Source organism: Bacteroides sp. AM54-2NS, from assembly GCF_003602935.1.
Taxonomy (GTDB): Bacteria; Bacteroidota; Bacteroidia; order Bacteroidales; family Bacteroidaceae; genus Bacteroides; species Bacteroides xylanisolvens.
The window spans coordinates 84,813-97,103 of sequence record NZ_QTMZ01000005.1; the positions used below are offsets into that span (position 1 = coordinate 84,813).

General features: G+C 39.9%; 10 protein-coding genes and 1 pseudogene. 3 read left to right on the forward strand and 8 right to left on the reverse strand.

Annotated features, from left to right (window positions below; translation table 11 throughout):
- Positions 1-7: 7 nt before the first annotated feature.
- From DXA05_RS04620 to DXA05_RS04630, 3 genes are read right to left on the reverse strand one after another with little or no spacing between them, the layout of a single operon-like run.
- Positions 8-1,279: a hypothetical protein gene (locus DXA05_RS04620; RefSeq protein ID WP_128858854.1), complete on the reverse strand. Its 1,272-nt coding sequence runs from the start codon at positions 1,277-1,279 to the stop codon at positions 8-10.
- Between the two features lie 20 nt (positions 1,280-1,299).
- Positions 1,300-1,992: a hypothetical protein gene (locus tag DXA05_RS04625; RefSeq protein WP_284515415.1), complete on the reverse strand. Its 693-nt coding sequence runs from the start codon at positions 1,990-1,992 to the stop codon at positions 1,300-1,302.
- 20 nt (positions 1,993-2,012) lie between these two features.
- Entirely contained in the window at positions 2,013-2,867 is an 855-nt protein-coding gene (locus tag DXA05_RS04630; protein WP_284515416.1) for a hypothetical protein, read from the reverse strand.
- Positions 2,868-3,224: 357 nt separating this feature from the next.
- Between DXA05_RS04630 and DXA05_RS04635 the strand changes: the two genes are divergently transcribed.
- Positions 3,225-5,723 (forward strand): sugar-binding domain-containing protein, encoded by a 2,499-nt coding sequence (locus tag DXA05_RS04635; protein ID WP_128858857.1) that lies wholly within the window; start codon positions 3,225-3,227, stop codon positions 5,721-5,723.
- Between the two features lie 166 nt (positions 5,724-5,889).
- Here DXA05_RS04635 and DXA05_RS04640 read toward each other — a convergent pair.
- A pseudogene (locus tag DXA05_RS04640) lies at positions 5,890-7,111 on the reverse strand (VapE domain-containing protein).
- A complete protein-coding gene (locus tag DXA05_RS26405) occupies positions 7,048-7,191 on the reverse strand; it encodes a hypothetical protein (RefSeq protein WP_165861471.1) in 144 nt (47 codons plus the stop codon). The pseudogene DXA05_RS04640 and the gene DXA05_RS26405 overlap by 64 nt, the downstream one beginning before the upstream one ends.
- Positions 7,192-7,510: 319 nt before the next feature.
- Between DXA05_RS26405 and DXA05_RS04645 the strand changes: the two genes are divergently transcribed.
- Positions 7,511-8,149: an HU family DNA-binding protein gene (locus DXA05_RS04645; RefSeq protein ID WP_004307636.1), complete on the forward strand. Its 639-nt coding sequence runs from the start codon at positions 7,511-7,513 to the stop codon at positions 8,147-8,149.
- Between the two features lie 340 nt (positions 8,150-8,489).
- Positions 8,490-8,831, forward strand: a complete 342-nt coding sequence (locus DXA05_RS04650) for a hypothetical protein (RefSeq protein ID WP_128858858.1) — start codon at positions 8,490-8,492, stop codon at positions 8,829-8,831.
- A gap of 473 nt (positions 8,832-9,304) precedes the next feature.
- Here the strand turns inward: DXA05_RS04650 and DXA05_RS27065 are convergent, their stop codons facing one another.
- From DXA05_RS27065 to DXA05_RS04660, 3 genes are all read right to left on the reverse strand, one after another.
- Entirely contained in the window at positions 9,305-9,514 is a 210-nt protein-coding gene (locus DXA05_RS27065) for a hypothetical protein (protein WP_128858859.1), read from the reverse strand.
- A 606-nt stretch (positions 9,515-10,120) separates the two neighbouring features.
- The gene (locus DXA05_RS27070; RefSeq protein ID WP_284515417.1) at positions 10,121-10,762 is read right to left on the reverse strand and encodes a hypothetical protein; all 642 of its coding nucleotides are present in this window, start codon (positions 10,760-10,762) and stop codon (positions 10,121-10,123) included.
- A 92-nt stretch (positions 10,763-10,854) separates the two neighbouring features.
- Positions 10,855-12,291 (reverse strand): alkaline phosphatase family protein, encoded by a 1,437-nt coding sequence (locus DXA05_RS04660; protein ID WP_284515418.1) that lies wholly within the window; start codon positions 12,289-12,291, stop codon positions 10,855-10,857.

Sequence of the window (12,291 nt, forward strand, 5' to 3'; positions counted from 1 at the left end):
ATGACTATTAAAACTGCACCTTCTTCTTTTCTTTCTCCAGCTTCCGTATTTCTTCCAGCTTTCGTATCAGTACCGGTTTATTATTTTCCAAATCATAACGCTTAAATACATGTTCTCGCGACTTTTCTAACTCTACCAATACATTGGCAATCTTTAGGTTCAATTTATAATCCAACAACTCTTTCGATATTATTCCGGCATCTCTCCCCTGAAGCAGGCCATTTTTTTCAAGTGTTTCCAGGTCTTTTTCCACACTCTGCCGCATTTCATTTCCGTATTTTTCTTTCAATACCACATTTATTTGCACAGGTGTGAGCACTTCTTTCACCAGAGAATATTCCAAACCTCTTTGGAGATATTTTTCTTTCTGTCTCTTCTTTTCTTCTTTCAACTGCTCCAGCCGTTCGGGAATACCGAACAACGAGTCCACTTGAGCGGTTGTCAATGCTATCAGCTCTTTACTATAAAGAACATCCCGAATCAATGACCAGGAAGGAAGTTTCTTATAAGTTTCCCATTGTTTCAGACTTTCGGGCTTTTTAAACAGATCTGTTGCCATCGCTTCTTTATAAAGGGAGGCAGTTCCCGCATTTTTCCAATATTCAGAATAGGAAAAACGTTCACTTTCAAAGCGCAACAGAGAAGCACATATAGATACACTGTCCTCCCGCACGTTAATCCAATGTTCCTTCTTCATTCCGTTATACCATTCTGCTACCGTCTTATGTATTTTATCTTCATACTTTGTACGGTAGAAAAGACGTAATCTCTCCTGCCCCATAATACTATCCGCCCAACGGAATTCCATTTCCCGTTGCCGGAAACCTTTTTGCCCGATCCTTCTTTCTATCCGGTCACTACACAGTAACAAACCACGAACTTCCGATGGTTTCAGATTGATCTTATCCTTGCAGTATACAATCTCACGAAGTCGAGAAGAACGGTTTGACCGGATTATAATCTTGTAATCATTGAATTCCAAGTCGGAAATAATTCCTCGCAATTCGTCTACAGGCGTCTGATAAAATTCAGTAAGAGATGCATGAAAGCCGTTGTCATGCAATATATTTGCAGCCAGACTATCTTGCCGGATAAAGTACAGACCTAGATTCTGCAAACTTTGTTTCGAAAGTCGGATTATATTATCTATCGTCTGCATACGGTAGATAATATGTGGAGGAAATTCGTTTATGTCGCAATTACTTACCTGACCCAATACAGGCGTTAAATACATCAAAAACAGGCATGCAATGCCTAAAGACAACTGTATTCTTCTCATATCAGATTTATTCTTTATATTTACCACCAATGTCTTGCTCCGCTCTCATCGATGATGAACGGACGTTCTTTTCCGGCTGTATATTCCGGAATCAATATCAATAAAGCATTAGACGGTACATCTTTAAATACCATTCTCGTCGACTCCTTAGAAGGAATCTGTATTCCTGCAGATTCCCAGTCTGTATCCCAATAAAATAATTCATACCGCTTGCCCGGACGAAACTTCAGATAGTTATCCTGCTGATTGATTTCGATACTCCTTGTATGTTGCAAATCCGGTTTCAGGCATACCGCTCCTTCCTTTTTATTAATCACTGGAAAGCCTGCCGGAATCATCCATCCATTCCGGTAATATGCCGGTAAGAAAACCGCACCTACAGGCATGTCAGCAAACGTCACCGAATCGCCATTTGTCTTTCCCCACCATGCAGGTTTCCAATCGCCGTAGTTGAATACATAAGCATAAGTTATCCTTTCTTTTTTTCCTGCAAACAAAGAAACTGTAAGATCGCAGGTTTCCCACCATTCGGAAGTTACATCTACGTAGTTGCACATCTGTAAATAACCGGGTGGAATATTTTCTACATCTTCCTGCATGGCTACTGTTTCAGGACGTTTTGAATATGTGACACGAAAGACTTTGGCCGGTTCACGATTCAATCCACGATTTACAACTGTATTATTTGTCACATCCAATCGCAACGGGTCCATCTTTTCAGTAAAAACATTGTTCACAAAATGAGAACCCATAGAAGTAGCCCAATAGGTAATAATATTGTAGGAAGCCGGAATTCCTTGAGAACGAGACTAAAAACCTGTAAGGCTGCAATATCTTCGCAAGCTCCCTTTTTACGAAATAAGAGCTGTTGTGCGCCCAAGCGGGAAAGAGGTTCATTTCGAGTCTCTTTTCCCCAGGTAGAAGTAAACCATATATTAAAATCAAGTCCGGCATAAACAAGAACTTTCTCAAGACTGTTTTCCCACAAACTTTCAGTCATCCATCGATACTTTTTCTGATAAGTCTGCCGCCACTCCTGCACAGGTTCCACCGTTATCCGGTAAGGAAGGATATATTCACAAAAATCATCGAATGGAATATCCCGAAATTTAGAAGTACGCCATGACTCGAAAGCGCAATGGATATTATCTATCAGAAATTGTCCGGTTATTGACTCCACATCATAGATAACCGTGTCACGAAATTCCAACCCGCCACGCTCTTTGCGGATAGAATCAATCGCATCTACAGCCAAAGCAAAGTTGGGATAATCAAACTCGCTGAACTCTACTTTATTTCCTTCCCTGTCTTGCCAAACATAGGTCTCCGAATAATGAATATCCATATTTCTTATTAGAAAATAAGCAGCTTGCAACATTTGTTCGTCTCCTTTCTCCATAAAATAAGCAAGGGCTTTTTCCAATTCTGGTCGGTTACTTCCCGCCTTATTTAATACAGCTTCAACATCATCAGGAAAGCGTTTATCAGTTGTAGCAGTAGTCCAACCAATCAAACCACATGCTACGACAAGAAATAAAATAGAAACAAATAGACTTTCCAACTTATTTTTCACATTTGCATCAAACATTTTGTACCCTATATTATATAATCATATTTTATCAGTACAAAGTTGAGGATTTATTCACAAATAAAAGTACTCATATCATTCAAATTGGTCTATTTACAGACCAACACTATATTTCGTTACATTGAGAAAGAATGAATTAATATAATGTCCGATATGAAGTCCGATAATCATTCAAAGGAGTTCAAAAATAAATCATATCTGAATCTTTCTTCACAAACAATTGCCCATATACTATTAATCTGTTATTTTTGTATCAACAATATCCCCTCCTAGGAATGTTAGTAATATGCATTTCCACGTTATTCTTATACGATAATCACTCTACAAAAATATATTTGTAATTAAAAAAAGATCAATATGAATAGAATATATCTGTTATTATTTGTTTGCCTGTTTCTTAGCGCCTGCCAGGCGACAGTACAGGAGAAAGAGCGTAGAACCGAGTTTAATGACGGCTGGAGATTCCATTTGGGAGAAATGCCCGATGTCTCATCGCCCCAACTGGACGACGCAGCATGGAAAACCCTGAACCTTCCCCACGACTGGTCGATCGGAGGAGATTTCAGCGAAAAGAACCCTTCAGGATTTAGCGGAGGAGCATTGCCCGGCGGCACAGGATGGTACCGCAAAACCTTCACCATAGGTAAGAAACTGGCGGGCAAGAAGATATGCATCGATTTCGACGGTGTATATATGCACTCTGAAGTATATATCAACGGTCAATTGGTGGGCAAACGTCCATACGGATATATTTCGTTCCGTTACGACCTCACGCCCTACATCAAATTCGACGAGCCCAATGTAATTGCCGTAAAAGCGGACAACAGCAGGCAACCCAACTCACGCTGGTATTCGGGAAGCGGAATTTATCGTAACGTGTGGCTCACCGTACTAAATCCGGTACACGTCGACCTGTGGGGAACGTATGTAACAACGCCTAAAGTAACAGCCACACAGGCCGACATTGTCATAAACACAACCGTTAAAAACGAAAATACCGTTCCCTGTGATGTAGAAATCAGTACCACTCTGTTGGATGCGCAAAACAAATCCATACGTAAAACGGTAGAAACACTACGTGTATCTTCGGAATACACTGGTATCTGTCGGCAAACCATTGCCCTGGACAACCCGCGGCTATGGTCGCCCGAAACGCCCTATCTGTATCAGGTAAAAACAGAATTAAGAGTGGACGGCAAACTTACCGATACCTATTACACAACCACCGGTGTACGCACATTTACCTTCGATGCAGAGAAGGGTTTCTCGCTCAATGGCAAATCCATGAAAATAAAGGGCGTGTGCCTGCATCACGATCTGGGATGTCTGGGTGCTGCCGTTAATTACCGCGCGCTGGAGCGTCAACTGGAAATCCTCAAAGAGATGGGATGCAACGGTATCCGCACGGCGCACAATCCGCCAACACCCGAACTGTTGGAGCTGTGCGACCGCATGGGCTTTATCGTACAGGATGAAGTGTTTGATATGTGGCGCAAAACCAAATCGGAATATGATTACAGCAATGATTTCCTGGAATGGTACGAACGTGACCTGACCGATTTTATACTTCGCGACCGTAACCATCCCTCCATATTTACATGGAGCATCGGCAACGAGATATGGGAACAATGGTCGGATAGTTTTGGCGACACGCTAAGCGTAGAATATGCCAACCAATTATTTAAGTTGAGACTTACTCCCGAAGAGGTGAAAGAGCAGAGCGACAAGCACCCCTATACCTTATTAACTACACGTTTGACGGAGATCGTGCGAAAATTGGACCTAACACGTCCCATCTCTACTGCAAACAACGAAACCGAACCGCGCAACCTGTTAATCCAATCGCCGGCACCGGATCTGATCGGTTTTAACTACAACAACCACAACTGGGAGAAATTCAACGAAAAATATCCCGGACGAAAGCTGTTGATTACCGAATCCACTTCCGGACTGATGACACGCGGATATTACGAAATGCCATCGGATTCCATTTTCATCCGCCCTCATGCCGAAAAGGCTAAATTCGACCGTCCGCTAAAAGAATGTTCCTCCTACGACAATTGCCATGTGCCCTGGGGCAGTACCCACGAAAAAAGCTGGGATATGGTGAAAACAATGGACCACATCCCCGGATACTACGTCTGGACCGGTTTTGATTATATCGGAGAACCCACACCCTACGAATATCCCGCCCGTAGTTCCTACTTCGGCATCATCGACCTGGCGGGATTTCCCAAAGATGTATACTACATGTACCAATCGGAGTGGACAAATAAAAAGGTTCTCCATTTGTTCCCACACTGGAACTGGGAGAAGGGACAAGAGATCGATATATGGGTTTACTACAACAACGCCGATGAAGTGGAACTGCTGGTTAACGGCAAATCGCAAGGCGTAAAAAGGAAAGGAGAGAATGAGTATCATCTCTCTTGGCGCGTGAAGTATGAACCGGGAACCGTAAAAGCAATTTCCCGCAAAAACGGTCAGATGGTACTCGAACAAGAAATCCGTACTGCCGGAGAACCCACGCAAATCCGCCTGACAGCCGACCGCCGCACGATAAAAGCCGACGGAAAAGATTTGAGTTTCGTCACAGTAGAAATACTGGATAAAGACGGAACACTCTGCCCGAATGCAGATAATCTTGTGCGCTTTGAAGTCAACGGAAATATCTCTATCGCAGGCGTAGACAACGGTTCCCCTTACTCAATGGAACGTTTCAAAGACAATAAACGGAAAGCATTTTATGGTAAATGCCTTGTCGTATTGCAAAACGACGGAACCAAAGGGAAGTCCACGTTAAAAGCTATTTCAGAAGGATTGGAAGCTGCCGAAATCACTCTTTCCGGAAAATAACACAAACAGATTCAGAAACAATCAAATTCTCCTTCCCCTTCACAACCCGCTACCACAAGGCGATAGCGGGTGAAGGGGCATCCTTCACCCGACCATTCACCCGAACGCCTACTATTAGTGCCCATAATTTTCCATCTGCTTGGTAGCCAGATCTGCAAATATATAATTACCCACAAATCGGTACCACCCGATACACATTTCCAAACTTAGTATGTTTACGTTCTATCCCCACCGCTACCAATATTTGCGCCAAACTTGCCGGATTTGCACCACGCATAGCTGCAGGATTCCTCTTTTTTAAACATTGAAATATATCAGCTGCAGAAAGAAGATCACACTCCTCTCCTCTTTCTGCCGATCGATAACAAGCACGCAGTACATCTTCCACTGGTCCTTGACGGTAAAACGCCATATTGTTCCTTTGCAATTCCTGTTCTTCTTCTTTCGTAAACCAATAACGCTGACCTGACAAGATTGCCACTTTCAATTGTGAATAAAGTTGTTCATATTCAATCGCTTCACAATCAATAGGGCGCTCTACTTCCACGCAAATAAATCTGCGGCTACCAGTCGGGTCAGTAAGCAAATCTTTCCTGTTAGACGTACCAATAAAAGAAGCAATACGAGGTAAGGAGCGGTAGTTTTTCTGATATGCTTTGCATAGGCTCAATGAAGCCATTTGCATCAGATTCTTCAACAAAGGCATTTTTGCAGGAGAAAACTTGTCAAATTCATCCAAATTGAGAAGTCCCATCTCCGCCAGTCTACGCTCCACATTCCCCTGACTTGTTAAATCTACCTTATCCATATAATAACGGCGAAGTACAGGAGGGAGTAAAGACTTACAAAAGGTAGATTTAAAATATCCCTGTTCTGTACTGATAAGCAAGGGAGCTACACTGTTCGCATGATCTCCCATTACCCCCATCCATTGTGCCGTCATCCCCAACATCCAAATACGGAATCCTTTTTCCCACAACGGGTTTTCGGAACCCGTCGTGCCAATGCAGACACACGGTCTATCCCATCCCACTTCGGCAATTCATCCAAATACAGCCTGAAGGATGATATTCTGCTATACGAGTGGAATAAATACACCGCGACAAATCACGATCCCAACATGCAATACCAGCCTCATGCGTTTCTAGGCAAATCGTATTCAACACACGTTGATTGACAGGCTGAAATTCCCCGTTCATCCGTTCCAATAAACGAAATTCAGTTTCTTCCGTCAGAACATTATAACGAAAATCATAATGAGATTTCAAGAAAAGGTCTACACTTTCAGTCAACTGTTTCGTTTTAGAAAGCGAATCCCTCTCTTTTATCTCCTTTCTCTCTTTAGGCTCTTCATAACAACTAACCGAAGGCTTTGATGCGTATTCCAGTAATCCTTCACACTCTCCGCTTTATAAAAGCGGTTTACAAACTTCTGCCATAATGAAAGCAGCACACTTTTCTTGTCCATAAAATTTCGTTTTTAGTATTTAATGGATGCGAATATAATATCCGGAATATGGGATTTACAACTTTTTAACTCCTTCTATTTTATAAATACTTGCGTTTTACCTTATTGTTTCTTGTTTATCTCCTAATTAAACCTTATCTTTGATGCGGACATTTATAGTTTATCACAATAATGATAATATCTTATCACAGTAATGACATGTATATATCACATTAATGATAAGTACTTATCACAGCAATGATAAATAATAAATATCAAGAAGAAAATTAAGAAACATCAGGAAGATAATCTACAAACATCTAAAGATAAAAGAAAGACTATGGCAGTACAATTTGAACTATATAAGACTCCGATGCCGAAGGAGAAGAAAAACAAGGTAAGATATCATGCGCGTCCGATTAGTTATGAAACAGTAAATACGAAAAAACTGGTTTACCGGATTCACGATCGCTGTTCATTAAGCCCGTCTGATGTGACAGCAACTTTGGAAGAACTGAAATACGAAGTGGCACAGTGCCTTAAAGAAGGGAAAAAGGTGCATATCGACGGATTGGGATATCTACAAGTAACTCTTTCCTGCGAAGAAGAAATACGGGATCCTAAAGATAAGCGAGTGCATAAAGTTAAACTGAAAGCAATCAAATTCAAAGCAGACAAAGAACTGAAAGCCGAACTTTCCGATATGGAATTCCACCGTTCGAAATACAGGCCACATTCTGCCGGGCTTTCTGAAGTGGAGATAGATATGGAATTGACAAAGTATTTTGCAGAAAACCAACTTATCACCCGAAAAGACTTCCAGTACCTCTGCGGAATGACACAAATTACTGCATACCGCCATATTAAAAGACTAATCGCAGAAAAGAAGTTGCAAAACAAAGGGACTACCCACCAACCCATTTATACACCCGTTCCGGGCAATTACAGGGTTTCGGTGGCTGTGAAATACAAAGAATAAGAATATAAAGGGCAACAATGGTGGTTGGAGAGAGGTATGAAAGTAGAAGATTTTCTAAGTATCAATCCTGTTAAGTTGTTTGGATGAAAGAGTGGATGAACCTCTCCCTCTTCACCCTCTTTTCCCTTTCCAATAAGTTTCAGCGAAAATGTGAAGAATAAATCTACAATATAAAATGTGATGATTCTTTAATAATCAGTGGTAAATAGTCTACCTTTGTTCAACCAAATTCTATTAAACATGCAAAATAAGACAAAAATATTTTTGATTTTAACACTGATATTTATCTTTGTCTTTATCTCTTGTAAAAATAAAGACAGTGTAGACATAGCGTTAGATTATGCAAGCACCAATCGCACTGAAGTTAATAAAAGTATTATCACATTATGAAGGAGACAGTCTGAAATATAAGGCTACGCATTTTTTAATTGACAACATGATTCATCACTATTCTTTCACCAGCGAACGTTTACGGAAATATTATAAAATCATAACCAGACATCTCTATGAGCTTTTCTACTTTGCCCAAAATGATCCTTGTTTTTTAGGACAGAAAGTAGCAGCAGGAGATGTCTTAACCTATGATTCAATCCCCTCCAAAGTGCTTTACTTACTGAAGGACTTAACCAAGAAGGAAGAACAGATATTCACCTATGAAGGAGGGAAACAAATATGGTGGTAGTTATATTAATTGCATTATGTATTCTCCTTTTGATCTAAGTATTTCAAAGGAAAATCAAAGTCTAAGAGCAGTGATGAGAATAAGATACAACAGATAGAAAAGCAAACAGAACTATACTTGAAAAAACAGCGCTTCAGAAAATGCCAATTTTGAAGAAGCGTTTCAAATGGCGGGAAATTGAAATTGGAGCAAACCGGAAAATTGGATAAATAAGACACAAACCAATTTCGCTGAAAAATTACGTAGTAACTATTCTTCTTTAACAGAAGATGATTTTCATATCATCTTTCTATTACGTACAGAGAAAAATCATGCTGAAATTGCAGAATTTCTAAATATTAAAATGTCTTCATTTCGAGTAAGACGCGGTCGCTTAAAAAAGAAGATGAATATAGAGGGCACTGTCCATCATTTTGTGTAAATAGAAAACTTCCGGATAAAAAGCGATATTTTTCGTCATGAGGTTACTACAATTATGGAATATCCTCCCATATTGTCGCTTTCTTATAATACTCCAAGACCTTAGATATTAAATCGATAGAATCACGTTGGAGATCTTTTTCTGATTCGGATAATGTGTCCAGTTGTTTATACAAATCAGAGATACAATCATTCTTTATTTTTAGAACAGCCCTTCTTATTGTTTCAGATTTATTTCCCTTCATCGCTTTTTCCTTCTCCAATTGCAATTTAGCTATTTGAAGAGCCTGTTCTGTTCATTCAGAGTTAATATACGATCAACATCTAAACGCGCTATGTAGTCTAAAGCACAGCGACATCGTCCATCAAAAATCTGAAAAGTTTTAAGCCATGCATGTACCATTGATTTTAACTCAGCCTTTTTCAAGCTATCTGTTGTTTCTCTATAGATATTCCTTAGTTGATGCCACTCCATCTTCGCCGACAAACGATCGTCTGCAGCTTCCTTATATAAATGCTCTCCACTGCTCCAAATCGTCATTTGACACTTGGGTAGTTTTTCTCCCCAGAGACAAACGATTGGTACTATATTGACTCTGCATTACCTTCAATTTTCTATCCCACTTTTCAACTTTCACTTTCTGTTCCTTCAAAGAAGGTTGAGCATTTATTGCTATACAGCCGAATATACAAGCAAGCATCCATACAATAACAGTCTTTCTATAAAAGTAGATCATAACTTTCAACTATTCTGAAACATTTAATTATGCCAACTTTGGCTTATATCATACAAGAGCCGAATATGTCTCAAACTTTCAACACATACTCAGCTCTTTTTTATATTCTTTACTTAATGAAGTATGGACAGCTTATTTGTCATAATCACGCCATTCCAAATCTTTCGTATAATCTCCTAAGAACATACCACGCCATACCACTTTTTTACTCTCTGCTTCATACGAGCTAGCCACACCATCCAATTTAGAGGTCTTAAATTTCTGATCACGTGTCGTTTCAGTTGGGAAAGGAACTCCCATCCATTCCAGAACGGCAGGCACTGGTAATACACTTTCCATCATTCTTCCATCGGCCAACATCGTCTGATATAGCGTATTAGGCATAGTCATATACCGCAATATATCACCTTCCTCTTTTTTAATATTGGTATAATAACTCCTACCATCGGCACCTATTATTTTCTTCCGCAAACGAATACCCTCCGTCGGTATATCCCTATACTCATATTCTACCACTTCTTTGCCATCAGCACCTATTGTACGGCTTTTTACAAATCGTTTCTTCACTGTCTTTATCTGATTGACAACAATCGAATCATCTTGTATATATTGTCCATTATCGCCCTTATAAAACTGCCAATAACCAATAAGATGTTTATAATTAGGATCTGAAGCCGGCAACTTCAGTTTATTACTGTAACTCACAACCTCCTCCGGTGCAAACTCTTTATTCCAAATACGAATTTCTAGAATGTAACGGCATGAATTTCTCATTCCTCCATTAATTTCCAAATTGAAATTATCTATAAAAGACCTACTTTCCTTATCAACCTCCTTTTCTATAACAGTAGCAGATGCCGTTTTTTTTATCCCATCATAATAATTATATAAAGCCAGTTTTCCTCTTCGCTTAGAATATACCTTGTATATGGAGGAGTTATATTCCCCCATTGATCACCACCCACATAATTACCATCCTTGTCATATTCATTACCAGTCTCTTCTTTCGTCTCGATATATGCTTCTGAATTATAAAGTTTCATGGTAGAAGTCAACGTGTGAACCATAGGATTCAGAAAATTAGCAGCACCGTTTTGTGACATAGTCCCATCACTTTGTCCAAAAAAGGAAGCAGCTCCAGAAGTATAAGTATGATCTAATTTTACATACCAATTGCCTTTACTAAGAATATTTATCCCATCCTGATTCCAAGGAACATAGCTATGACTATTAGAAGGTCTTGCCGCCATTATGAATTCAACAGTCATTCCACCATCTAATGAATCGGGCGAATAAATCTGGCGCATAGTCGCAATATCTTTCAAGTCTGGAGTACGAGTTATGGAATCAATAACTGTCCCATAAAATGACCGATCAAAACACAATACATCTTCTACTACTCCCGGATTCATCTCTTTCGGCTGTGTAAAGTGATCATAATAAAAAATACCAAACATACTTCGTTCTTCCAAAGACATCCCTCCATAAGTACCATTAGCTGTTCCGCCATGATTAGAAGTAACAACTACTAACCAATCTTCGTAATAATAATTCGGACGCGCCCTAACAGCGTCCAGCAACTGACCTATATAATCATCCATCTTCGACATAGCTTCCACATAAGCGGTATTTCCTGTATTCCATCCTCCTCCACTCACTGCAGCATCTAAAACACTTCGAAAAGAAAGATAAATTACCCGGTTATTTTCTTCATCTATATTTTGCAAAGCTTTATTCAATGTTTCCTCATCCGAAGTAGATGTGAATGTTACGCTTGCTTCATCCAATAATTTATCATTCAGTGTTTTCCATGGTGTAATAGCTAATGTTTTCATTGATTTGTTATAATCAGTAATATACTGAAAAAAGCCAGGATAAGCTTTCAATGACTCGTCAAAATCCGGATCAAACACTTGTTCCGACTGATAAGTATTATCCGACATCCCATGTCTTAAAGGTATATTGCCAGTCAGCATCGAAGCGGATGCAATTGCATTTTCCGCTGTAGATACATAGTTCTCTCCTTCCACATGCTCCGCTTCCATCCCATTCCAAGAATAACGACTGTGAGGAAGCATTCCCTTTATAGTTCCATTCTCGGGAAAAGCATTTTTTGCCAAATCCCCTCCTCCAGCACCATCGAGATTAATCCAAAGCACATACTTTTCAATAGAGGCACGGCTTGCCGTTTTGCCTTCCTCTTCCACTTCCATAGGCGTATCATATTTGGTACATGCAGTCAGTACACTTCCCAATACCATTACTACCAAGAAGCCATATTTCCATATCTGTTGTGTTTTCAT